Source organism: Neisseria sp. 23W00296, from assembly GCF_044772855.1.
In the GTDB taxonomy this organism is placed as follows: Bacteria; Pseudomonadota; Gammaproteobacteria; order Burkholderiales; family Neisseriaceae; genus Neisseria.
Genome location: NZ_CP173024.1, coordinates 2,264,986 through 2,288,385 on the forward strand (window position 1 = coordinate 2,264,986; position 23,400 = coordinate 2,288,385).

Here is a 23,400-nt window from a genome sequence, read left to right on the forward strand (position 1 = left end):
ACGGGAAACAGGTCGTCTGAAAACGTGCGGCCGCTGGGGTCGGTTTTCAGACGGCCTGCATATATTTTTACCGGCTATCCAAGGCGGCAAACAAAGGAAAACGGGCAACAAGATACAGCAAAGCCGCCGCATTCAGGAAAACCGTTATAAAAAACACCCTGCGGAAAGACGCTTTCTGCGATTTGTGCCGGAGGTACGCCTGCGCCAGCAGCGCACCGCCCCAACCGCCTGCGAGGGACAGTATATGCAGCGTGCTTTCTTGCGTACGCCATCCGCCCGTCTGCGCCGCATATTTGTCGAAATCATAGGCGTAAAAAGTGATACACCCGGCCAGCACATACCAGCCGAATATCAGCCACGACAGTTTGCCGAAAGCACATAAAGCAGCAAGGGCGGCGTAAAGGGCAATCACAATCAGCAGTTGCACCGCTTGGCCGGACTCAAAGGCTTCTTGCTGTTGCTGTCGCAGCCGTTCCCTATTCCGCCTTTCCGTTTCCTTGCGCTCTACGAAAGCCTGCTCCTGCACCCGCACGGCCTGCAATCGGCCTTTGCGTTCAGCCGTCTGAAATATAACGCGCTCACCCGCCTGCGGCCGTCTGCCGGCACAAAATTCGCTGATATGGAAAAACAGCTCCCTCCCGTCGGCATCGCTGCGGAGAAAGCCGTATCCTTTGTCGTCCTGCCAGCGGACAACCGTTCCCGTTTGTTGCTTCATTATTTTTCACTTCTCATCAAGGCTGAGGCCGTCTGAAAGCCACCAAACAGTTTTTCAGACGGCCTATTATCCGTTCCGACGTTTAACCGATGATTTGGTTCAACTCGCCTTTGGCATAGCGGTCGGCCATTTTTTCCAGCGACACCGGTTTGATTTTCGCCGCCTGACCTTCGCAACCGAAGGCCAGATAGCGGGCGACGCAGACTTCCTTCATAGCATCAATAGTTTTCGCCAGATATTTGCGCGGGTCAAACTCAGACGGATGCTCGGCCAAAAAGCGGCGTACCGCGCCGGTGGACGCGAGGCGCAGGTCGGTGTCGATGTTGACTTTGCGCACGCCGTGTTTGATGCCTTCGACGATTTCTTCTACGGGTACGCCGTAGGTTTCGCCGATGTTGCCGCCGTATTCGTTAATCACTTTGAGCCATTCTTGGGGCACGGAGCTGGAGCCGTGCATCACGATGTGGGTATTGGGCAGGGCTTGGTGGATTTCTTTGATGCGGTCGATGCGCAACACGTCGCCTGTGGGCGGGCGGGTGAATTTGTACGCGCCGTGTGATGTGCCCACGGCAATCGCCAGCGCATCCACGCCGGTGTCTTTCACAAAGCGCACGGCGTCTTCGACGCTGGTGAGCATTTGGTCGTGCGACAGTTTGCCTACCGCGCCCACGCCGTCTTCTTCGCCCGCTTCGCCGGTTTCGAGGTTGCCCAACACGCCGATTTCGCCTTCAACCGATACGCCGCAGGCGTGGGAAAACCTGACGACGGTGCGGGTCACTTCGGCGTTGTATTCGTAGGACGCGGGCGTTTTGCCGTCCTCCATCAGCGAGCCGTCCATCATCACCGACGAAAAACCAAGCTGAATGGAGCGTTGGCACACGTCGGGCGATGCGCCGTGGTCTTGGTGCATGACGACGGGAATGTGCGGAAATTCTTCGACGGCCGCCAAAATCAGATGGCGCAAAAAGGGCGCGCCGGCATATTTGCGCGCACCGGCCGAAGCCTGCACGATAACGGGCGCGTTCACCGAGTCGGCGGCTTCCATAATGGCGCGCATTTGTTCGAGGTTGTTGACGTTGAAGGCGGGCAGGCCGTAGCCGTTTTCGGCGGCATGGTCGAGCAGCTGGCGCATGGAGACGAGTGCCATGGGAAACTCCTGAAATAATGAAAAGGTAAACGGTTGAAAGGCGCGGATTATAGCAAAAGATAAAAGGCCGTCTGAAACCTTTCAGACGGCCTCTCGTTACACCGGCAAACGGGTTTTATGGCGTCTGCCGCGCCATCGGCCCTTTGCCGTTGATTTCGAGCTGGCGCTCTTCTATCCAGTCCTCGCAGCGGCGGATAAGCTCCGTTTCGCTGCCGCTGTCGTAGCGGATAACCGGGCCGACAATCACGTCTACCGTGCCGGGGTATTTCAAAAACGAGTCTTTCGGCCAAAATTCGCCGCTGTTGAGGGCGACGGGCACCATGTCCATTTCAAACAGCTTGGCCATCCGCGCCGCGCCGCTTTTGTATCGCCCCCTGCTGCCGGGGGCAACGCGTGTGCCTTCGGGGAAGATGGTGATCCAGTAGCCTTCGTCGCGCCGCTCTTTGCCCTGTTTGGCCAGCTGGGCGCTGGCTTGGGCGCTGCCGCGCTCGATGCCGATGGTTTTGACGATTTTCAGCCCCCAGCCGAAAAAGGGGATTTTGAACAGCTCGCGTTTGGCGACAAACACTTGGTGCGGGAAGATTTCCTGCAAGGCCAGGGTTTCCCAGCCGCTTTGGTGTTTGGCGCAAATGATGGACGGCCTGTCGGGTATGTTTTCCGCACCGACAAGGCGGTATTTGAGGCCGACGACGTTTTTCAGCGACCACATCAGCACTTTCACCCACTGCTGGCCGACCCAAAACGCGCCGTTGGGTATCAGCGCGCCCAAGAGCAGGAAGGGAAACATGGTGATGAGGCTGACGACGAGTATCAGCCAATAAAGCAGGTTACGCGCCAAGAGCATGGGCGGCCTCCGTTTCCTGTTTTTCCTGCTGCATCAGATATTGGGCGAAGGCGGCGAGGTCGTCGAAAATCTGCGTACCCTGCGGCAGCTCCCCCGCGTGTCCGGCCAGCGTTTTTTTGCCTTTGCCGCTCAACACCAGCACGGGTCTGCCGCCCGCGCCCGCCACGGCCTGCAAGTCGCGCAGGCTGTCGCCCACCATGTAAACGTCGGCGGCTTTGGCGTTGAAGCGGTCGATGATGTCTTCCACCATGCCGCTTTTGGGTTTGCGGCAGTTGCAGTCGGCGGCGGCGGTGTGCGGGCAGAACCAGATGCCGTCGATTTCGCCGCCGGCCTGCCGCACCAGCTTGTGCATTTTGGCGTGCATTTCGTTCAACTGCTGCATGGTGAAGAGGCCGCGGCCGATACCGGACTGGTTGGTGGCGACGGCAACGGTGTAGCCCGCCTGCGTGAGAAAGGCGATGGCGTCCATGCTGCCTTCGAGCGGCACCCACTCGTCGGCGGATTTGACGAAGTCGTCGCGGTCGCGGTTGATCACGCCGTCGCGGTCGAGAATAATCAGTTTCATAAGGGTTTCCGGAAAATCGTGCGGCATTTTAGAGCCTGAACGGGGGCTGTCAAGGCTTTGAGACCGTCTGAAAGCGGGGTTTCAACGAAGCCGGAACGGGGCGGACGACGTCTCGGTATGAAGACAGAATGCGGTTATAATGCGCGCTTTGCGCCACCAACGACACGGAAACCGCCATGAGCCAGACCGACCGACAGCCCTCCTCCCTGCGCCGCGACAATATTTTCGCCCCCTCCAGCCTGATCTGCGGCATTTTGGCCTGGACGCTGCTGCCGCTGCTTGCCGCTCCCGCCGCCATGCTGGCCGGACACATTGCCTACGCCAAAAGCAAACGCCTCGGCGTGGGCGGGCGCGGTATGGCGCTGGCGGGCATGGTGCTGGGTTATTCCGGCCTTGCCGCCGCCGCCATGCTGATCGGCGTGCTGCTGGCGCTGCCCGAAGGCAAATCACTGTTTCCGCAGGAAGCCGCCGAACAGCCAGCGCAGGCTGCCGAGCCGCAGCCGAAGCCCCGCGCTGCCAAGCCCGCCAAACCCGTGGCCGTTGGAGAAAAACCGCTGCCGCCCGTCATCCCGCCGCAGGCCGAGGCCATATTGGCGGCGCAGCACGCGGTGGCCGAACGGCTGGCGGCGGGCGAGTCGCTCGACGAAATCAACGAAGGCTTCCCGCTCAACGAAGAAGGCCGCCGCTACTGGCAGAACATCGAAGCGCGGCAGGGCACGGTAATCATCACGCCCAAGCCCGACGCCCGGGGTTTCGCCCGCCAAATCATGCTGCTTTCGGCACAGGAAAACGGCCGCCTCACCTGGTCGTGCGTCGGCGAACTGGAAAAAAGCGTCGAACAGACCGTCTGCCGCTGAACAATCGTGAAACAACACGGGCGGCCGTCTGAAAGCGCACATCCCCGCCGCCTTTTCAGACGGCCTTTTTTCAGACGGCCTCAGGCCGTCTGAAACCTTAAAAGCAATCGAAAACAAAGGCCAAGCATGAAAATCATCCTCGCCACCTCCATGCGCGGGCTGGGCGGCACGGAAACCGCCGGCCTGCGCTTGGGCGCCTTGCTCGTGCGGCACGGCCACGACGTCGTCCTCGCCTCCTCCGACGGCCCCCTGGTCGAACAGGCACAGGCGGCGGGAATGCGCTGGCAGCCCATCGATTTCTACGGCGGCGCGGCGGGCTACCTCAAAGCCGCCTGGGCGTTTGCCAAACTGCTGCGGCGCGAGCGGCCGCAAATCGTCCACTGCCAAATGGCGCGCATCGTCCCCGCCTGCGCCCTCGCCGCCAAAATTGCCGCGCCGCAGACCAAAACCTTCTACCACGCCCGCGGCCTCGACGCTGCCACCTATCCCAAAATCGCCCGCCTGTTTGCCCGCCTCGGCGTTTTCCTCATCGCCAACTGCCGCCACGAGCGCGACAAATTCGTCCGCCACGGCTTCCCCGCCGCACGCGCCGCCTACACCTACAACGCCCTGCCGCCGATACCCGCCGCGCCGCAGAAAACGCCGCGCAGCCACATCGCCCTCGGCACGCTGTCGCGCTTGGACAAAGTCCGCGCCGTCCACCTCACCCTCGACGCCTTCGCCCTCCTCCTGCAACGCGGCCTCAACGCCCGCCTGCACATCGCGGGCGACGGAGAAGAGCGCGCCGCCCTCGAAGCGCAGGCCGCCGCGCTGGGCATAGGCGGCCGCGTCTCCTTCCTCGGCGCGGTGCGCGATTTGGACGCCTATTTCGCTGCCACCGACATCCTGCTCAACACCCCCGACCTGGCGGGCGACCACGGCGCGGGCGTCGGCAACAACATCCTTGAAGCCGGCCTCTACGAAACTGCCGTCGTCAGCTACGACGTGGCCGGCATCTCCGAAATGGTGGAAAACGGCGTCACCGGCTACTGCACCCCGCTGCGCGACCACACCGCCTTCGCCGCCGCCGTCGAAACCCTCGCCACCGATCCCGCCCTGCGCCGCCGCTTCGGCAGCGCTCTGCGCCGCCGCGTCACCGCCCTCTGCTCCGACGACGAAATCTACCGCACCACCCTCGCCGCCTACAAAATGGCGGAAAAAACATAAACGTGTCCGCCCGCAAGCGGCAAGGGCGAAAGGCCGTCTGAAAATTTCAGACGGCCTGCGTTTGCCGACCCTACCCGCGCGTAGGGCGCAGCAGAGAAAAACAGACAAGACAAGCACACGTTTTTTTATCCGCAGGAATCAGGCCGTCTGAACCCTTTTTAACTTCGTTGAAGCTCCGCTTTCAGACGGCCTTTCGCTCTTTAATTTAAAGAGCCGCCGCGCCACGCCCGCCCGCACCGCCCGTATTATCCGCCACCACCGCAGCGCCGATGTCCGCCGCCAAAGTCTGCGCGTTCAGCGTGCGCAAGGCCGTCTGAAAATCCGAGAAATCCATGGCTTGCGAACCGAAGCGGCGCAGGTGCTCCGTGTCCTGCTGGCAGTCGATCAGCGCGATGCCGCAGCGGGCGAGAAAGGGAACGGCGCAGGCAAAGGCGGTTTTCGACGCATCGGGCGCGTCGGCAAACATCGATTCGCCGTAAAACACACGCCCGATCTGCACGCCGTAAAACCCGCCCGCCAGTTTCAGACGACCGCCGGCATCGGGCAGAAAACACTCGAAGGAATGCGCGTGCCCCAGCCTGTGCAGCGCCGTATAGGCCGTCTGAAATTCGGGCGCAATCCATGTGCCGTCCTGCCCCGGGCGCGGTTTGGCGGCGCAGGCGGCGACAACGTCGGCAAAACGGCGGTTGGCGGTAACAAGATAAGGCTTGTTGCGCAGCGTCTTCGCCAGCGAACGGCCGACGCGCAGATTCTGCGGCAGCAGCACCGCCCTCGGCGCGGTGGCAAACCAGTAGAACAGCCCGTTTTCGGAAAACCACGGAAACACGCCCGCGCGGTAGGCCGCCAGCAGCCGCCCCGTGTCCAAATCGGCGCTGACGCCCACCAGCCCGTCCCTTTCGCGCAGGGCGCGGGCGGGGTCGGGGAAACGGTAGTCGAGCGGCGGAAGAAAGGGAACGGTCATAACGGCAGCCTGCGGAAAAAAACGCGATTATAGCGAGCCAACACGAAAATCTACGGCCTTGCTGCGCCTTAGCTCGAAGAAGGCGGTTTTCTACGGCATTGGAAATGCCAAGAAAACCAGTTTCATACTGCTTGTACTGCCTTCGGCTTACTGCCTTGTATCTTTTGTGTTGGCTCGCTTACAGAGTGCAGGCTGCCAAGGCGGTTTTGCAAACCGCCACCCCCTCCCCAACCCTCCCACGCGCTTGGAGCGCAGGGGAGGGAGTGGAAATACAGAGGCGGCAGAAAGGCCGTCTGAAAACCCGTAACACGGCTTTCAGACGGCCTTTTATGCCTTTAAAGGGAGCAAAACGCTACCTGCGTTCAGTCTTGGTAATCCTCAACCGGCGGGCAGGTGCAGACGAGATTGCGGTCGCCGTATACGTCGTCGACGCGTTTGACGCTCGGCCAGAATTTGTGTTCGCGGTTGTGCGGCAGGGGGAACACGGCTTCTTCGCGGCTGTAGGGGTGCGTCCATTCGCCGGCGAGGTCGTCGGCGGTGTGCGGGGCGTTGACAAGCGGGTTGTCGTCTTTCGGCCAGGTGCCGTCAATGACTTTTTGCACTTCGCCTCTGATGGCTTTGAGCGCGGCGATGAATCGGTCGAGTTCGGCTTTGCTCTCGCTTTCGGTCGGCTCGATCATCAGCGTGCCGGCCACGGGGAAGGAGACGGTGGGGGCGTGGAAGCCGTAGTCCATCAGACGTTTGGCGATGTCGGTTTCGGTGATGCCGCTCTCGGCTTTGAGCGGGCGCAAATCGACGATGCATTCGTGGGCGACGCGGCCGTTTTTGCCGGTGTAAAGAATCGGGTAGTCTTCGCCCAATTTTTTGGCAACGTAGTTGGCGTTGAGCAATGCCCATTCGGTGGCCTGTTTCATGCCCTGTTTGCCCATCATGGTGATGTACATCCAGGTAATCGGCAGGATGGAGGCCGAGCCGAAGGCGGCGGCGGATACGGCGGTTTCGCCGGCACTGGCGCTGCGGGTGTCGGTGAGCGTGTGGCCGGGGGCGTAGGGGGCGAGGTGGGCTTTGAGGCCGATGGGACCCATGCCGGGGCCGCCGCCGCCGTGGGGGATGCAGAAGGTTTTGTGCAGATTCATGTGCAATACGTCTGCGCCGACTTCGGCCGGCTGCATGATGCCGATTTGGGCGTTCATGTTGGCACCGTCCATGTACACTTGGCCGCCGTTGTCGTGGATGATTTTGCAGATGTCGCGGATGCCTTCTTCGTACACGCCGTGGGTGGACGGGTAGGTAATCATCAGTGCGCCGAGGGTGTCTTTGTATTGTTCGGCTTTGGCTTTGAGGTCGGACACGTTGACGTTGCCGTGTTCGTCGGTATCGACCACGACCACTTTCATGCCGAGCATGGCGGCGGTGGCGGGGTTGGTGCCGTGGGCGGATTTGGGAATCAGGCAGACGTTGCGCTCGGGGTGGCCTTGTGCTTCGTGGTAGCGGCGGATGGCAAGCATACCGCTGTATTCGCCTTGTGCGCCGGAGTTGGGCTGCATGGAGATGGCGTCAAAGCCGGTGATGGCTTTGAGGGCGACTTCGAGACCGTCGATGAGTTCGCGGTAACCTTCGGCCTGGTCGGCGGGGGCGTAGGGGTGGAGGTTGGCAAACTCCGGCCAGGTGATGGGCAGCATTTCGCTGGTGGCGTTGAGCTTCATGGTGCACGAGCCGAGCGAAATCATACTGCGGTTCATCGCCAGGTCGCGGTCTTCGAGTTTTTTCAGGTAGCGTAGCATTTCGTGTTCGGTGTGGTAGCGGTTGAACACGGGGTGTTGCAGGATGGCGTCGCTACGCAGCAGGCTGTCGTTCAGACGGCCTTTGACTTCGTCGGAGAGCGTGAAAGTCTGTTTGCCGGTGAAGATGTAATACAACACGGCCATCTCTTCGCGGTTTGACTCTTCGTGGAAAGCCACGGCGATTTGGCTGTCGGCGGCGCGGCGCAGGTTGTAGCCCAGCGACAAGGCCGTCTGAAACACTTGGTCGGCTTTTTCTTTGCTGCCCAAGTCCGCCAATACGGTGTCGAAAAATACTTCGTGTACGACTGTGAGGCCGTCTGAAACCAGCGCGTCGGCAAAGGCCGAAGCCAGCGCGTGAATGCGCTGCGCGATGCGTTTTACGCCTTCGGGGCCGTGGTACACCGCGTACATGCCCGCCAAATTGGCCAACAGAGCCTGCGCGGTGCAGATGTTGGACGTGGCTTTTTCGCGGCGGATGTGCTGCTCGCGCGTGGACAAAGCCATACGCAGCGCGGGTTTGCCCGACGCGTCTTTCGATACGCCGATGATGCGGCCGGGGGCGGAGCGTTTGAACTCGTCTTTAAAGGCAAAATAAGCCGCGTGCGGGCCGCCGAAGCCCATCGGTACGCCGAAACGCTGCGTGTTGCCCAAAGCAATGTCCGCGCCCATCGCGGCAGGCGGTTTGAGCAGAACCAGGCTCATGATGTCGGCGGCCACGGCCACAATCGTGCCTTTTTCTTTCAGACGGCCTATCACATCGGTTAAATCCACTACATCGCCGTCGCTGCCCGCATATTGCAGCAGCGCGCCGAAATACTCGCCCTCAAAGGCCGTCTGAATGTCGCCGACCACCAGCTCGAAGCCGAAATACTTGGCACGGGTTTTCATCACGTCCAGCGTTTGCGGGTACACGCGGCTGTCGACAAAGAAACGCTCCGATTTCACCTTGCCCACGCGGTGCGCCATCGCCATCGCCTCGGCGGCGGCCGTAGCCTCGTCCAACAGCGACGCGCCCGCCACTTCAAAACCGGTCAAATCGATGCACACCTGCTGGAAATTCAACAGGGCTTCCAAACGCCCCTGCGCGATTTCCGCCTGATAGGGCGTGTAGGCCGTGTACCAGCCGGGGTTTTCCAACACATTGCGCAGAATCACGTTCGGCAGGCGGGTAGGGTAGTAGCCCAAACCGATGTAGCTTTTGTTGATTTTGTTTTTCGCCGCGATGCCCTTGATTTTCAAAAGCGCGTCGGTCTCGGTGAGCGCGTCGGGCAGGCCGAGTTCGGACGGCATACGGATGCTCTGCGGCACAGTGTTGTCCACAAAACCGGCCATGTCTTTCTCGCCCAAAGCCGCCAAAAGCGCGGCCTCGTCGGCAAAGCTGATGTGGCGCGAAGCAAATTCGTTGTTGTTGAAGAGATCGGATAGTTTCATGTTTTTTCCTTTGAGTGGGTTGGCATGAGGCCGTCTGAAAACGGGCGCGGCAAAACGCGCGGATTGTAACACCGTTGCCCGCGTTTTCACGTTGGCGGAGCGGTGTTTCAGACGGCCTCAAACACAACGGGGCGGGGCTGTGCGGCGGTACGGGCGCGATGGTGGAAAAAATTGTCCTGCGGGGCTTGAATTCGCCTGCCGCAGCCCTATTTTCCCGCCGTTGGGTCGGGCGGCGCGCCGTCCGACTGCCGATTCGACCGCAAAGGTCTGTTTTTTATGACTGTCAACTTAATGGAGATTTTTTTATGACCATCCGTCCCCTGCACGACCGCGTCGTCGTCAAACGCTTGGAAGCCGAAGAAAAAACCGCCTCCGGTATCGTCCTGCCCGGCGCGGCCGCCGAAAAACCCGATATGGGCGAAGTGATCGCCGTGGGCGCGGGCAAAGTCGGCGAAGACGGCCAACGCCGCGCGCTTGACGTGAAAGTCGGCGACAAAGTGATTTTCGGCAAATACAGCGGCCAAACCGTCAAAGCCGACGGCGAAGAGCTGCTGGTGATGCGCGAAGAAGACATCTTCGGCATCGTCGAGTAAGTTTTTATGCGGCCGTCTGAAAGCCCCCTTTTCCTTTTTTCAGACGGCCTCCCGACAGCAGAAACAAACATTTGATTATTGATATTTGGAGTAAATGAATATGGCAGCAAAAGATGTACAGTTCGGTAACGAAGTCCGCCAGAAAATGGTCAGCGGCGTAAACACCCTGGCCAACGCCGTGCGCGTAACCCTCGGCCCCAAAGGCCGCAACGTAGTGCTCGACCGCTCCTTCGGCGGCCCGCACATCACCAAAGACGGCGTTACCGTTGCCAAAGAAATCGAGCTGAAAGACAAGTTTGAAAACATGGGCGCGCAGATGGTGAAAGAAGTCGCGTCCAAAACCAACGACGTGGCCGGCGACGGCACCACCACCGCCACCGTGCTGGCACAGGCCATCGTCACCGAAGGCATGAAATACGTCACCGCCGGCATGAACCCCACCGACCTCAAACGCGGCATCGACAAAGCCGTGGCCGCGCTGGTGGGCGAATTGAAAAACATCGCCAAACCCGTGCCGGAAAAATCCAAGGAAATCGCCCAAGTGGCCTCCATTTCCGCCAACTCCGACGAAGCCATCGGCGACATCATCGCCAAAGCGATGAACGAAGTGGGCAAAGAAGGCGTGATCACCGTGGAAGACGGCAAATCGCTGGAAAACGAAGTGGAAGTCGTCAAAGGCATGCAGTTCGACCGCGGCTACCTGTCGCCCTATTTCGTGTCCAACATCGAAAAACAAATCGCCGAGCTGGACGCGCCCTTCGTGCTGCTGTTTGACAAAAAAATCAGCAACATCCGCGACCTGCTGCCCGTATTGGAACAGGTTGCCAAAACCAGCCGCCCGCTCTTGATCATTGCCGAAGACGTGGAAGGCGAAGCCCTCGCCACCCTCGTGGTGAACAACATCCGCGGCATCCTGAAAACCGTGGCCGTGAAAGCCCCGGGCTTCGGCGACCGCCGCAAAGCCATGCTGCAAGACATCGCCATCCTCACCGGCGGCACCGTGATTGCCGAAGAAGTCGGCCTCTCGCTGGAAAAAGCCACCCTCGAAGACCTCGGCCAGGCCAAACGCATCGAAGTGGGCAAAGAAAACACCACCATCATCGACGGTTTGGGCGACAAAGCCGCCGTGGAAGCCCGCGTGGCCGAAATCCGAAAACAGGTTGAAACCGCCACCAGCGACTACGACAAAGAAAAACTGCAAGAGCGCGTGGCCAAACTGGCCGGCGGCGTGGCCGTGATCAAAGTGGGCGCGGCCACCGAAGTGGAAATGAAAGAGAAAAAAGACCGCGTGGAAGACGCGCTGCACGCCACCCGTGCCGCCGTTGAAGAAGGCGTGGTGGCCGGCGGCGGCGTCGCCCTCTTGCGTGCCCGCGCCGCGCTGGAAAACCTGCACACCGGCAACGCCGACCAGGACGCAGGCGTGCAGATCGTACTGCGCGCGGTTGAGTCCCCGCTGCGCCAAATCGTCGCCAACGCAGGCGGCGAACCCAGCGTGGTGGTGAACAAAGTGCTGGAAGGCAAAGGCAACTACGGCTACAACGCCGGCAGCGGCGAATACGGCGACATGATCGAAATGGGCGTGCTCGACCCCGCCAAAGTAACCCGCTCCGCGCTGCAACACGCCGCCTCCATCGCCGGCCTGATGCTGACCACCGACTGCATGATTGCCGAAATCCCCGAAGACAAACCGGCCATGCCCGACATGGGCGGAATGGGCGGAATGGGCGGCATGATGTAAGAGGCCGTCTGAACGCCTGACGCGCAAGCGTTGAAAACAACACCCGCAGGGTTTGCGCCCTGCGGGTGTTTTTTATAGTGAACCAAAATAAAAAAGATACAAGGCAGCAAGCCGCAGACAGTATGGGTAATACGGCAAGGCGCAGCAACGCCGTAGATTTTTTATTTTGGCTCACTATATCGTTGAGGCCGTCTGAAAAGTACAAAACGTTTTTAGACGGCCTTTGTGTTTGGCGATTTCGTTTTATCTCAACCTACCATCGCCTTAAACACTTCTTTCACGGCAGACACGGTTTCGTCTATCAGCTCAGGCGTATGCGCGGCGGAAACGAAGCCTGCTTCATAGGCCGAAGGGCCGAAGGCGACTTGTTTGTCGAGCATGCCGTGGAAGAAGGTTTTGAAGCCGTCGGTGTTCGAACGGGCCATGTCGGCGTAGTTTTGCGGCAGGCCGTCTGAAAAATACAGGCCGAACATGCCGCCCACGCTGTCGGCACAGAAGGCGACGCCTGAAGCTGCGGCGGCAGCCTGAAAGCCTTGCACCAGCTGTTCGGTACGCGCGGCCAGGTTTTCGTAGAACCCGGGGCGCTGGATGATTTCTAGCGTTTTCAAACCGGCGGCGACGGCGACGGGGTTGCCCGACAAAGTGCCGGCCTGATACACGCCGCCCAGCGGCGAGATGCAGGCCATAATGTCTTTGCGGCCGCCAAACGCCGCCAGCGGCATACCGCCACCGATCACTTTGCCCATCGTGGTCAAATCGGGCGTGATGCCGTGCAGCGACTGCGCGCCGCCAAGCGCGACACGGAATCCGGTCATCACTTCGTCGTAAATCAATACCGCGCCATGTTTGGCGGTGAGTTCGCGCAGGGCTTTGACAAAGCTTTCAGACGGCCGCACCAAGTTCATATTGCCGGCAAAGGGCTCAACGATGACGCAGGCGATTTCGCCGCCGATTTGCGCGAAGGTTTCTTCAAGCTGGGCAACGTTGTTGTATTCCAGCACCAGCGTGTGCTTGGTGAAATCGGCGGGCACGCCTGCGGACGACGGGTTGCCGAAGGTAAGCAGGCCGCTGCCCGCTTTCACCAGCAGGCTGTCGGAATGGCCGTGGTAGCAGCCCTCGAATTTGACGATTTTGTCGCGGCCGGTAAAGCCGCGCGCCAGACGGATAGCCGACATGGTGGCTTCCGTGCCCGAGCTGACCAAACGCACCTGCTCGACGCTGGGCACCAGTTTGGCGATTGCTTCGGCGATCACAATCTCGCCTTCGGTGGGCGCGCCGAACGACAGCCCGCCCAAAGCCGCTTCGCGCACGGCTTCAATCACTTCGGGATGGGCGTGGCCGACGATGGCCGGTCCCCATGAGCCGACATAATCGATATAGCGCGTGCCGTCGGCGTCCCACACATAGGCGCCCTCGGCCTTTTGGATAAAGCGCGGCACGCCGCCGACGCTGCCGAAGGCGCGCACGGGCGAATTGACGCCGCCGGGGATAATGGCTTTGGCGCGGGTGAAAAGTTGTTCGTTGCGGGTCATGGGGGTTTCCTTATTTTGATGCGGATGGGGTTTGAGGCCGTCTGAAAATATCTTTAATCAAACTGCCTGCGGGAGAGTCGGTTTCGGTTTTGACATCGTGGCTGAAACGGTAGTCGGACACGGTGTCGCCGTCGTAGTCGATGCACAGCTTCCATGTGTCGCGGCGGCTTTTCATGTAGAAAAAATTGGTCGGTAGGAAATTGTAGAGCGGCAGGCGGCGCACGGCGGTTTTCCAAACGGATAAAAGCACGGCATTTTACCCTGTTTTCACTTCGTTGAAGCCGCGCTTCGGAAACGCCGTTTCCATGCGGCGGGCGCGGCCTCCCCGCCGCAGAAGCTGCCGCCGCAAAAAATTGCAGAAAATGCTTGACGGGGCGCGTCTGGCTCATTATTATGCGCGCTTTCCTTTCTTACGGGTCGTTAGCTCAGTCGGTAGAGCAGCGGACTTTTAATCCGTTGGTCGAGCGTTCGAATCGCTCACGACCCACCAATTTTAAAGCCGGGTTTTCCAACCCAGCTTTTTTTTGCCCGCATGGCTGACTATGTTTTTCAACCTGTCGGACATGCAGTGAAAAACGCCGCCCTTTTTGCAGGGCGGTGTTTTTGCGGAAACGCTCTGCGTATGCCTTTCAGACGGCCTCAGCCTGCCCCGCCCTGTTTGGCTTCGAGCGCTTCCCAGCGTTCGAGTTTTTCCATCAGCTCGTTTTCCACCGCTTCCGCACGCTGTTGCAACTCGGCGGCTTTTTCGTAGTCGCGGAACACTTCGGGGTCGGACAGTTGCGCGGCCAGTTCGTTTTGTTCGGTTTCGAGGGCGGCGATTTCGTCGGGCAGGGTATCGAGTTCGCGCTGCTCTTTGTAGGAGAGTTTGACGGTGCGGTTGGCCTTGGGTTTGGCAGACTTGGCGGATGCGTCTTCGGGCGCGGGTTTCGCAGGTGCGGCAGCCTGAAAAGCCTGCTCGCGGTTTTTGGCATCGAGATAGTCCTGATAGCCGCCGACATATTCTTTCAGACGGCCTTCGCCTTCAAAGACGATGCTTTGGGTAACGACGTTGTCGAGAAAGGTACGGTCGTGCGACACCAGAAACACGGTGCCGTCGTAGTCGCGCAGCAGCTCTTCCAGCAGCTCCTGCGTGTCGATGTCCAAGTCGTTGGTCGGCTCGTCGAGTACCAGAATATTGGCCGGGCGGGTAAACAGTTTGGCCAGCAGCAGGCGGTTGCGCTCGCCGCCGGAGAGCGAAGACACGGGGCTTTGCGCGCGGGCGGGGTGGAACAGGAAGTCTTCCAAATAGCCCATCACATGCCGTTTTTTGCCGCCGATTTCCACATAGTCGTTGCCCTGGCCTAAGGTGTAGAACACGGTGTCGTTTTCGTTGAGCGCGCTGCGGAACTGGTCGAAATAGGCGGTTTCCTGCTTGCTGCCGAGACGGATTTTGCCCGAAGTTGGCGAGAGTTCGCCCAAAATCAGCTTTAAAAAGGTGGTTTTACCGATGCCGTTGGCGCCGATCAGGCCGATTTTGTCGCCGCGCTGAATCACGGCGGAGAAGTCGCGCATGATGGGCTTGCCGCCGTAGTCGAAGCTGGCGTGTTCGAGTTCGGCGATGATTTTGCCGCTTTTTTCGCCGGCATCGAGTTTGAACGACACCTGCCCCTGCCGCTCGCGGCGCGCGGCGCGTTGGCGGCGCAGCTCTTCCAAACGGCGCACGCGGCCTTCGTTGCGGGTGCGCCGCGCTTCGATGCCTTTGCGTATCCACGCTTCTTCCTGGGCGTGGAATTTGTCGAACAGGCGGTTGTGCTCGGCTTCCACCGCCAGCTCTTCGGCTTTTTTCTCGCTGTAACGCGCGAATGAGCCGGGGTAGGGGCGCAAAATGCCGCGATCAAGTTCGACAATGCGCGTGGCAATGTGGTCGAGAAAACGGCGGTCGTGGGTGATCACAATCAGGCTGCCTGAAAAGCCGCGCAGCAGGTTTTCCAGCCAGATGATGGCATCGATGTCCAAGTGGTTGGTCGGCTCATCGAGCAGCAGGATATCGGGCTTTTGCACCCAGGCCTGCGCCAGCGCGACGCGCTTTTTCTGGCCGCCGGACAGGTTGGCGATGGTTTCGTTTTCAGGCAGCCCCAATTCGCCGATGGTCTGGCGCACGGCGGCGTCGAACTGCCAGCCGTTTTGCGCTTCGATTTGGTTTTGCAGCGCGTTCATTTCGGCGGTGAGTTCTACGTTTTCAGGCTGCTTTTCCAGTTCCGAGAGCACCGCATGATAGCGGCGCAGCACGTCGCGCAGGCTGCCCAGCCCTTCGGATACGGCGTCGAACACCGTGGCCTGCGGGTCGAAAAAACTTTCCTGCGGCACATACACCGTTTTCAGGCCGTTTTGTAAAACGAGCTGGCCGTCGTCGGGCTTCTGCACACCGGCCAGGATTTTCAACAGCGAGGACTTGCCCGCGCCGTTGCGCCCGATGAGGCCGACGCGCTCGCCGGCGTCGAGTTGGAAAGCGGCTTTGTCGAGCAGGGCGACATGGCCGACGGCAAAAGACAGGTTTTCGGCTTGGAGGATGTTCATGGGTTTGGGTTTCAACGGGATGGCAAAGGGGCGGATTGTACAGGCAAAAGGCCGTCTGAAAAGCACGGGGCATGGGTTGGGAAAGGCCGTCTGAAAGTTTCAGACGGCCTTTGGTTCACAATATTGTCAGCGCGATACGGTAAAGCTGCCACAGCGCCCAGGCGCAGACGGAAAGTCCGGCGAAGAGGCGGACGCGGCGGTTTTGCAGCAGGGTTTTGAGTTGTCCGGCAAACCAGCCGAAGGCCAAAAGATTGGGCAGGGTACCCAGCGCGAAGCAGAGCATCAGCAGGCCGCCGTGCAGGGCGCTGCCGCTGCCGAGGGCGTAGAGCGAGGCGCTGTAAACCAGGCCGCAGGGCAGCCAGCCCCACAGCAGGCCGACAGCGAAACAGGCGGGCACGCTTTTAATCGGCAGCAGGCGGTTGAGCAGCGGGTTGAGCCGTTTCCAGATCGGTTTGCCCGCGCTTTCGATATGGCGCACGAGGTCGGACAGCCCCGCCAGATAGAGGCCGAGCAGCAGCAGCAGGATGTTGGCGGCGAGGAACAAAACGGTTTGCGCGCCGCGCGTTTGGTCGAGGGAAATGCCGAACTGGCCGAGCGCGCCGACAATCAGGCCGATGGCGGTGTAGCTGGCGATGCGGCCGAGGTTCATCAGCACAATCAGCCACAGGCGGTTGATATGCGGCGGCAGTTGCAGGGCGAAAGCGGAAGAGAGGCCGCCGCACATGGCCAGGCAGTGGCCGCCGCCAAAAAAGCCGAGCAGAAAGAGGGTGAGGAAGGAGAGGTCGCTGTTCATGGGTGTGTGCGGGTGGGAGGCCGTCCCCGCCTACGCGGGGATGACGTTTCTGAAAAAAGAGAAAACAGGGTTTTCAGACGGCCTTAATGCAGTTAAATCACAAAATCTTCCGCCGCGTCTGCCTGTTTGCGATACTGGCCGGGCGTGAGGCCGTAGGCTTTTTTAAACGCTTTACCGAAGTGGGTTTCCGAGCCGAAGCCGCAGGCCAGGGCGACGGCCAGCACGGAATCCGCGCTTTGTTTGAGCATGGCGGCGGCCTGTTGCAGGCGGATGCGGTTGACGAAGGCGTAGGGGCTGGTGCCGGTGTGCGCTTTAAACAGGCGCATCAGTTGGGCGCGGGACACGGTGGCGGCGTCGGCCATTTCTTCTATCGTCCACGCGCGCGCCGGGTCGTCGAGCACCGCCTGAATCACGCCGCGCAAACGGCGGTCGCGCCAGCCTTTGAGCAGCCCCTCGGGCAGCGGCCGCACCGGATGTTCGGCCAGGAAAACGCGCACCAGCGACACCAGCAGCACCGCCGAGAGCGCGTCGACCACCGCCTTCGAGCCGGGCTGCGGCCTGTCGGCCTCGGCCTGCAACAGCGACACCAGATGCGGCAGCGGCGTGCCGCGCATATCGAGCAGCACCGTTTCCGGCAGCCCCGCCATCAGGTCGGCCTGCGTATCGTAGGCGAAGCGGGCGCAAAACAGGCTCAAATCGGCCGCGCCTTCGCCGCTGCGTTTGAGCGTGAACGCGCCGCTGCGCTCCGAAACCACCGCCGCGCCGCTGTTGGCGCAGTCGGCCTCGCTGCTCAACACATGATCGGCGGTGCGCGGAAAAAACACTACGTCGCCCGCGCGCAGCCGCCGCGCCTTGTCGTCGGCATCCGCTTTGAGCCAGCCCTCGCCGCCCGTAACGATATGCACCAACCCCTGCCCGCGCCGCGCCTCGTGCCGCACATACCATTCGCCCTGAAACAGACACTGCACATCGACGCTGCCGCTCACCTGCGAGAGCGCCACCAGCTTGTCGAGAATATCCATTTTGCGCCACCTCATGATACGATTTGACGGGTATTATAGAACGAAAAAGACAATAATGGCGGTGTTGTCTGTTTTAATTAGTAAAACAACACGGAAAGATACAAGGCAGCAAGCCGCAGACAGTACAAGTAGTACGAGGCTGGTTTTCTTGGCATTTCCAATGCATTAGAAAACCGTCCCCTTCGAGCTAAGGCGCAGCAACGCCGTAGATTTTCGTGTTGATTCACTATAACCACAAGATTAAGGAAAGAGACCATCATGGAAACCACATTCAAAAACTGGCCCGAACATACCGCCCACGTTAAAAAAGCCTTCGGCGAAATGGGCAAAAAACACCCGAAAATGCTGCAAGCCTACGGCACATTGGAACAGGCCGCCGCCGCCGAAGCCCTCGACGCGAAAACGCGCGAACTGATCGCCATCGCCGTCGCCATCACCACCCGCTGCGAAAGCTGCATCAGCGTCCACGCCGCCGCCGCCGTCAAAGCGGGCGCAACCGAGAGCGAAATCGCCGGCGCACTGGCCACCGCCATTTCCCTCAACGCCGGCGCGGCCTATACTTACGCCCTGCGCGCCTTCGAAGCGGCGGAAAGCCAAAGCTGAAAACCGCCTAGGCCGTCTGAAATAATGCTTTCAGACGGCCTTTGAGCCGCATTATTTGTGCCATAATTACCGAAAGGAAACCCGATGAAAAAACTGCTTCTCCCCGTATTTGCCGCCGCCGCGCTGCTCGCCCAGCCCGCCTTCGCCCTCTCCCTCGCGCCCGCCCAAACGGCGCAGCAGCAGGCGCATGAGGGCGGCGTGTGGATAGACGTGCGCAGCCCCGAAGAATACGCCGCAGGCCACCTGTCGGCCGCGCAAAACATCCCGCTCGAACAAATTACCGCCAAAATCGCCGAAGCCGTGCCCGACAAAAACGCCCCCGTCAACCTCTACTGCAAATCCGGCCGCCGCGCCGGCCTCGCCAAGCAGATGCTGGAAAAACTGGGCTACACCCGCGTCACCAACCACGGCGGCTATCAGGATCTCGTCGCCAAGGGCATGAAATAACAGCCCGTTTGCAAAAAGGCCGTCTGAAAGCCTTTCAGACGGCCTCTTTTCCCAAGTGCCGCAACCGTGAAACCGTAAACCGAAGGAGAACCGAATGAATATGAAACGAAAATTTTCCGCACTGGCCGCTGCGCTGTCTCTGTCTGCCTGCGCGGGCACGCAAACGGGAACGGCGCAGCCTCCTGCGGGCGTGCACAACGCCGCCGCCGAAGCGTCAGAGGCGCGGGAGGCTGAAATGCCGCCTCCGACGAACGTGCACAGCTTCGCCAGCCGCTACGGCTTCGACGAAACCGTTTCCCGCCTGAAAAACGCCGTGCAGGCCAAAGGCATGACCGTGTTCGCCCTGATCGACCACCGCGCCGCCGCGCAAAAAGCGGGGCTGGATATGCAGCCGGCCACGGTGATTGTGTTCGGCGCGCCCAAAGCGGGCACGCCGCTGATGGCCAAAGACCCCGACTTTGCCCTGCGCCTGCCGCTCAAAGTACTGGTAACGGAAACCGACGGGCAGGTGCGCGCCGTCCTCGCCGACACCCGTTCCCTGATTGCCGACAGCCGCATTTCGGTTGCCGACGTGGAAAACACGCTCGACCGTGTGCCGGCGCTGATTGAAAAAACCGTCAGCGAATAGGACGTGTTGACATTCGGCTTGTGGGTATTTTTTGCCAAAAACACCGCCGCAAGGCTGATTGTCAACACGCCCTAAAACGCGGCGCAAAATGGCTGAGGCCGTCTGAAAACTCCGTTTGAGGGTTTTCAGACGGCCTTTCGTTTACCCACAATCTCTGTGGATAAATCTGTGTACAACTTGCGGGTAAACGGAAAAATCCCTATTGCGGCAACCGGCCGCTTAAACTGCCTAAAAAATATTCAAAAATAAAACACATAAAAATCAACAGAATATATATTTCACGATGAGACGGTTTAGCACGGCGTACTAAATTTCCAGCGAAAACAAACCGGTGCGAAATTGTGCATAAACAGAGATTGACAAGCCTGTTCCGCCGCCTGTTCCGGCTTGACTGACACTCTGTTTTTCAGACGGCCCAAGCCGCCCTGCCCCCTCTTCGGGGCATCAGCGCAGGAAAACGGTTTCGCGGTACAATGCGGCCTCGTTTTTTACAAAGAAGAACAATGCCATGAAAGCCAGCCAATTTTTCATTTCCACTTTAAAAGAAGCCCCCGCCGAAGCCGCTCTGGCCAGCCACAAGCTGATGATTCGCGCGGGTTTGATCAAAGCCAACGCCTCCGGTTTGTACACCTGGATGCCGATGGGTCTGCGCGTGCTGCGCAAGGTTGAAAACATCGTACGCGAAGAGATGAACCGCGCCGGCAGCGTCGAATTGCTGATGCCCGTGGTGCAGCCTGCCGAATTGTGGCAGGAATCCGGCCGCTGGGAGTTTTACGGCAAGGAGCTCTTGCGCCTGAAAGACCGCCACGAGCGCGATTTCTGCATGGGGCCGACCTGCGAAGAAGTCATTACCGACATCGTGCGCAAAGAAATCACCAGCTACAAGCAGCTGCCGCAAAACTTTTACCACATCCAAACCAAATTCCGCGACGAAGTGCGCCCGCGTTTCGGCGTGATGCGTGCGCGCGAATTTGTGATGAAAGACGCCTACTCCTTCCACGCCGACTACGAATCGCTGGTGCGCGACGGCTACCAGCCGATGTACGACGCCTACTGCCGCATCTTCGATCGTCTGGGGCTGAACTACCGCCCCGTCGCCGCCGACACCGGCAGCATCGGCGGCACCGGCTCGCACGAGTTTCAAGTGCTGGCCGAGAGCGGCGAAGACGTGATTGCCTACAGCGACACTTCCGATTACGCCGCCAATATCGAGCTGGCGCCGACTTTGCGTCTCTCTGGCGAGCGCAGGCAGCCTGAAAAAACGCTAGAGAAAGTGCACACGCCCGATGTGAAAACCATCGTCGCGTTGGTGGAATTTCTCAATATTCCGGTTGAACAGACGCTCAAATCCATCGTCGTCGAAGGCGAAAACGACGGCGAACCGGTGTTGCTGCTGCTGCGCGGCGACCACGAGTTCAACGACATCAAAGCCGAAAAACTCGCCGGCGTAAAAGCCCCGCTGACCATGGCCGCACCCGAACTTATCCGCGCCCAATTCGGCGCCGACGGCGGCTCGCTCGGTCCCGTAGGCTTTGCGGGCAAGGTTTACGCCGATTTTGCCGTCGAAAAAGGCGCAGACTGGGTGATCGGCGCGAACGACAACGGCTGGCACTACACCGGTTTCAACTTCGGCCGCGACGCTGCCGAGCCCGAATTTGCCGATTTGCGCAACGTAGTTGAGGGCGACGCAAGCCCTGACGGGCAAGGCAGCCTGAAACTCGCGCGCGGCATCGAAGTCGGCCACGTTTTCCAATTGCGCGACAAATACTCCGCCGCCATGAACGCCAGCTTCCTCGACAACAACGGCAAAGCGCAAATCATGGAAATGGGCTGCTACGGCATCGGCATCACCCGCATCGTCGCCGCCGCCATCGAGCAAAACAACGACGAGCGCGGCATCATCTGGACCGACGCGATGGCGCCCTTCCAAGCCGTGATCGTGCCGATGAACTACAAAAAATCCGACGCCGTGCGCGAAGCCGCCGACCGCCTTTACGCCGAATTGCAAGCCGCCGGCGTAGATGTATTGCTGGACGACCGCGACGAGCGCGCCGGTGTGCTGCTCAACGACAGCGAATTGCTCGGCATCCCGCACCGCATCGTCATCGGCGACCGGGGCTTGAAAGAAGGCCAAGTCGAATACGCCCGCCGCACCGACAGCCAAGTGCAGAGCATCGCGCTCGCCGAAGCCGCAGCGAAAGTGGCCGCAGCGGTGAAACAAGCATAAGCAACGAAGCACAAAGGCCGTCTGAAAAGATGTTTTCAGACGGCCTATCACACACCCAAACCCAAAGGAACTCCCTTGCCGCTCACTTCCCCCGCGCTCTGCCGCATCCGCGCCATTACCGCCTTTGCCACCCTGTCGCCCGCGCAAAACACTTGGGCGGACACCCTCGCCGCCGCCAAGCACCAGTGCGACCGTCTGGCCGCCGCCTTCGCGCAGGAAGGCTACACCGTCCAATCCGTGCGCATCGTCGCCAACCCCTTCGGCGAATACCTCGACACCGCCTCGCCCGAGTCCGCCAAACAAGGGCTCGCCTACATCCAGCGCATCCTCGCCGGGCTGAACCAAAACGGCCTGCGCATCCGCTTTGCCATCGGCGAAGCCCGCAGCGCCGAAGAAATCGCCCTGCTGCCCGAGTTAATCCGCGACTACGGCGATTTGAGCAATGCCTGCGTCAACATCGCCGCCGACGAAAACGGCATCCCCGAACACGACCAAATCGAGCGCTGCACCGCCGCCGTGCAAGAAATCGCCCGCATCACCCCGCGCGGCGAAGGCAATTTCAACTTCACCGTCAATTTCAACTGCGCCCCGCTGATCCCCTACTTCCCCGCCGGCTTCCACCGCGGCGCACAGGGCGACTGCATCGTTGTCGGCTTGGAAACGCCCGACCTGCTCGCCGCCGCACTGCGCGCCTTAAACCCGCCTGCCGACCAGTCCGCCTTTCTTCAGGCTGCCTACACCGCCATGCGCCAAGCCCTGCAATACCACGCCGACCGCGTGCAGGAAATCATTGCCGCCACCGCATTGGACGGCGGCTGGCGCTATGCGGGCATGGACACCTCCGCCGCACCGTCGAAAAACTGCACCTCGATGACGGAAATCTACCGTCTGCTGCGCGTGCCGCACTTTGGCGCGGCAGGCAGCATCGAAGCCTCCGCCCTGCTCACCCGCGTGTTCAAAACGCTGGCAAACGTCAACGCCGTCGGCTTCTCGGGGCTGATGCTGGCGGTAACCGAAGACGCGGGTCTCGCCGCCGCCAGCCGCGTGCCTACCTTCGATTTGCGCGCGCTTTTGACGTACAGCAGCGTCTGCGGCATCGGGCTGGACACCGTTCCCATCCCCGGCGACACCCCCGCCGACCGCATCACCGCGCTGATGCGCGACACCGGCACCATGGCCTTCCGCCTGAACAAACCGCTCACCGTGCGCCTGTTCCCCGTACCCGGCCTGAAAGCGGGCGACATTACCGCCTTTGAAAGCGACGATTTGTGCAACTGCGCGGTGCTGGCGGTACAGTAAGCGCGGCAAAGGCAGCCTGCAAGCGTGGTTTGGGGTTTCAGGCTGCCTGAGAACAGCGAAAAACAGCCTGAAAGACTGATTGACACGTAGGTCGAGTATTTATGCCCGACAAACACGGCTGCCATACAAGCGAGCTTGGTGTCGTTGGTGCACTTGTTTGAATAAAAGGCCGTCTGAAAGGTCGATTAAGGTTTTCAGGCTGCCTTTGCCATTCCGCGTAAATCCTAAAAAACAGCCTGAAAGCTGCAACGGCACTTTCAGGCTGCTTTTTAGGCACGCAGGTCGGGAATTTATGTCCGGCAAATTGACAACAAAACAAAAAATATCGGGCATAAATGTCCAACCTTGTATATCGGAACTCCAGTATCATAGCAACAAACCGCCCGGCCGCCACCCGTACCCAACCGAGGCAAAAAACCGTTGCGTAGCTCAGGGAGCGGCCGGACACCCAT

At 60.2% G+C, this 23,400-nt stretch carries 20 protein-coding genes, 1 tRNA gene and 1 pseudogene; 10 read left to right on the forward strand and 12 right to left on the reverse strand.

Annotation, left to right across the window (positions count from 1 at the left end; translation table 11 throughout):
- Window positions 1-67: 67 nt before the first annotated feature.
- From ACG2K1_RS11435 to gmhB, 5 genes and pseudogenes are all read right to left on the reverse strand, one after another.
- Entirely contained in the window at window positions 68-427 is a 360-nt protein-coding gene (locus ACG2K1_RS11435; protein ID WP_395429084.1) for a DUF1294 domain-containing protein, read from the reverse strand.
- Window positions 428-577: 150 nt separating this feature from the next.
- A pseudogene (locus ACG2K1_RS11440) lies at window positions 578-715 on the reverse strand (cold shock domain-containing protein); the annotation flags it as partial.
- Window positions 716-797: 82 nt separating this feature from the next.
- On the reverse strand, window positions 798-1,862 hold the full coding sequence (gene fba, locus ACG2K1_RS11445) for a class II fructose-bisphosphate aldolase (protein ID WP_009426078.1): 1,065 nt from the start codon (window positions 1,860-1,862) through the stop codon (window positions 798-800).
- Window positions 1,863-1,977: 115 nt separating this feature from the next.
- Window positions 1,978-2,706, reverse strand: a complete 729-nt coding sequence (locus ACG2K1_RS11450; protein ID WP_009426077.1) for a 1-acyl-sn-glycerol-3-phosphate acyltransferase — start codon at window positions 2,704-2,706, stop codon at window positions 1,978-1,980.
- Window positions 2,690-3,271 (reverse strand): D-glycero-beta-D-manno-heptose 1,7-bisphosphate 7-phosphatase, encoded by a 582-nt coding sequence (gene gmhB, locus ACG2K1_RS11455; RefSeq protein ID WP_094031224.1) that lies wholly within the window; start codon window positions 3,269-3,271, stop codon window positions 2,690-2,692. Before gmhB ends, ACG2K1_RS11450 begins: the two co-directional genes overlap by 17 nt.
- Before the next feature lie 176 nt (window positions 3,272-3,447).
- Between gmhB and ACG2K1_RS11460 the strand changes: the two genes are divergently transcribed.
- Together ACG2K1_RS11460 and ACG2K1_RS11465 are read left to right on the forward strand one after the other, a co-directional pair.
- Window positions 3,448-4,128 carry a DUF4190 domain-containing protein gene (locus ACG2K1_RS11460; RefSeq protein ID WP_395429072.1) on the forward strand — a complete coding sequence of 227 codons (681 nt, stop codon included), beginning with the start codon at window positions 3,448-3,450 and terminating at the stop codon, window positions 4,126-4,128.
- Window positions 4,129-4,254: 126 nt separating this feature from the next.
- Window positions 4,255-5,334 (forward strand): glycosyltransferase, encoded by a 1,080-nt coding sequence (locus ACG2K1_RS11465; protein WP_395429071.1) that lies wholly within the window; start codon window positions 4,255-4,257, stop codon window positions 5,332-5,334.
- Between the two features lie 205 nt (window positions 5,335-5,539).
- Here ACG2K1_RS11465 and aat read toward each other — a convergent pair whose 3' ends face one another.
- Together aat and gcvP are read right to left on the reverse strand one after the other, a co-directional pair.
- Window positions 5,540-6,295: a leucyl/phenylalanyl-tRNA--protein transferase gene (gene aat / locus ACG2K1_RS11470; protein ID WP_009426071.1), complete on the reverse strand. Its 756-nt coding sequence runs from the start codon at window positions 6,293-6,295 to the stop codon at window positions 5,540-5,542.
- Between the two features lie 362 nt (window positions 6,296-6,657).
- Window positions 6,658-9,510, reverse strand: coding sequence for an aminomethyl-transferring glycine dehydrogenase (gene gcvP, locus ACG2K1_RS11475; RefSeq protein WP_395429070.1), 2,853 nt, complete (start codon window positions 9,508-9,510; stop codon window positions 6,658-6,660).
- A gap of 305 nt (window positions 9,511-9,815) precedes the next feature.
- Here gcvP and groES point away from each other — a divergent pair, with 305 nt between their 5' ends.
- Together groES and groL are read left to right on the forward strand one after the other, a co-directional pair.
- On the forward strand, window positions 9,816-10,103 hold the full coding sequence (gene groES / locus ACG2K1_RS11480) for a co-chaperone GroES (RefSeq protein WP_036496051.1): 288 nt from the start codon (window positions 9,816-9,818) through the stop codon (window positions 10,101-10,103).
- Between the two features lie 100 nt (window positions 10,104-10,203).
- On the forward strand, window positions 10,204-11,841 hold the full coding sequence (groL, locus tag ACG2K1_RS11485; RefSeq protein WP_395429069.1) for a chaperonin GroEL: 1,638 nt from the start codon (window positions 10,204-10,206) through the stop codon (window positions 11,839-11,841).
- Window positions 11,842-12,089: 248 nt separating this feature from the next.
- On the opposite strand, the gene hemL is transcribed toward groL, so the two are convergent.
- Entirely contained in the window at window positions 12,090-13,373 is a 1,284-nt protein-coding gene (gene hemL, locus ACG2K1_RS11490) for a glutamate-1-semialdehyde 2,1-aminomutase (RefSeq protein ID WP_395429068.1), read from the reverse strand.
- A 10-nt stretch (window positions 13,374-13,383) separates the two neighbouring features.
- Window positions 13,384-13,623 (reverse strand): hypothetical protein, encoded by a 240-nt coding sequence (locus ACG2K1_RS11495; RefSeq protein WP_009426066.1) that lies wholly within the window; start codon window positions 13,621-13,623, stop codon window positions 13,384-13,386.
- A gap of 164 nt (window positions 13,624-13,787) precedes the next feature.
- Here ACG2K1_RS11495 and ACG2K1_RS11500 point away from each other — a divergent pair.
- Window positions 13,788-13,863, forward strand: a tRNA-Lys gene (locus tag ACG2K1_RS11500).
- A 149-nt stretch (window positions 13,864-14,012) separates the two neighbouring features.
- On the opposite strand, the gene ACG2K1_RS11505 is transcribed toward ACG2K1_RS11500, so the two are convergent.
- The 3 genes from ACG2K1_RS11505 to ACG2K1_RS11515 form a co-directional block, all read right to left on the reverse strand.
- Window positions 14,013-15,929 (reverse strand): ATP-binding cassette domain-containing protein, encoded by a 1,917-nt coding sequence (locus tag ACG2K1_RS11505; protein WP_395429067.1) that lies wholly within the window; start codon window positions 15,927-15,929, stop codon window positions 14,013-14,015.
- Window positions 15,930-16,044: 115 nt separating this feature from the next.
- The gene (locus ACG2K1_RS11510) at window positions 16,045-16,722 is read right to left on the reverse strand and encodes a sulfite exporter TauE/SafE family protein (RefSeq protein WP_036496048.1); all 678 of its coding nucleotides are present in this window, start codon (window positions 16,720-16,722) and stop codon (window positions 16,045-16,047) included.
- A 92-nt stretch (window positions 16,723-16,814) separates the two neighbouring features.
- The gene (locus tag ACG2K1_RS11515) at window positions 16,815-17,744 is read right to left on the reverse strand and encodes an AraC family transcriptional regulator (RefSeq protein ID WP_036496046.1); all 930 of its coding nucleotides are present in this window, start codon (window positions 17,742-17,744) and stop codon (window positions 16,815-16,817) included.
- Between the two features lie 258 nt (window positions 17,745-18,002).
- Here ACG2K1_RS11515 and ACG2K1_RS11520 point away from each other — a divergent pair, with 258 nt between their 5' ends.
- The 5 genes from ACG2K1_RS11520 to ACG2K1_RS11540 all read left to right on the forward strand — a co-directional run bounded on the left by ACG2K1_RS11520 (window position 18,003) and on the right by ACG2K1_RS11540 (window position 22,948).
- Window positions 18,003-18,347: a carboxymuconolactone decarboxylase family protein gene (locus ACG2K1_RS11520; RefSeq protein ID WP_009426062.1), complete on the forward strand. Its 345-nt coding sequence runs from the start codon at window positions 18,003-18,005 to the stop codon at window positions 18,345-18,347.
- An 84-nt stretch (window positions 18,348-18,431) separates the two neighbouring features.
- Window positions 18,432-18,794 carry a rhodanese-like domain-containing protein gene (locus tag ACG2K1_RS11525; protein ID WP_009426061.1) on the forward strand — a complete coding sequence of 121 codons (363 nt, stop codon included), beginning with the start codon at window positions 18,432-18,434 and terminating at the stop codon, window positions 18,792-18,794.
- Between the two features lie 94 nt (window positions 18,795-18,888).
- Window positions 18,889-19,422: a DUF302 domain-containing protein gene (locus ACG2K1_RS11530; protein ID WP_009426060.1), complete on the forward strand. Its 534-nt coding sequence runs from the start codon at window positions 18,889-18,891 to the stop codon at window positions 19,420-19,422.
- Between the two features lie 508 nt (window positions 19,423-19,930).
- Window positions 19,931-21,649, forward strand: a complete 1,719-nt coding sequence (locus tag ACG2K1_RS11535) for a proline--tRNA ligase (protein ID WP_395429066.1) — start codon at window positions 19,931-19,933, stop codon at window positions 21,647-21,649.
- Between the two features lie 75 nt (window positions 21,650-21,724).
- Window positions 21,725-22,948: a DUF711 family protein gene (locus ACG2K1_RS11540; protein ID WP_009426057.1), complete on the forward strand. Its 1,224-nt coding sequence runs from the start codon at window positions 21,725-21,727 to the stop codon at window positions 22,946-22,948.
- The last annotated feature ends 452 nt before the right edge of the window (window positions 22,949-23,400 follow it).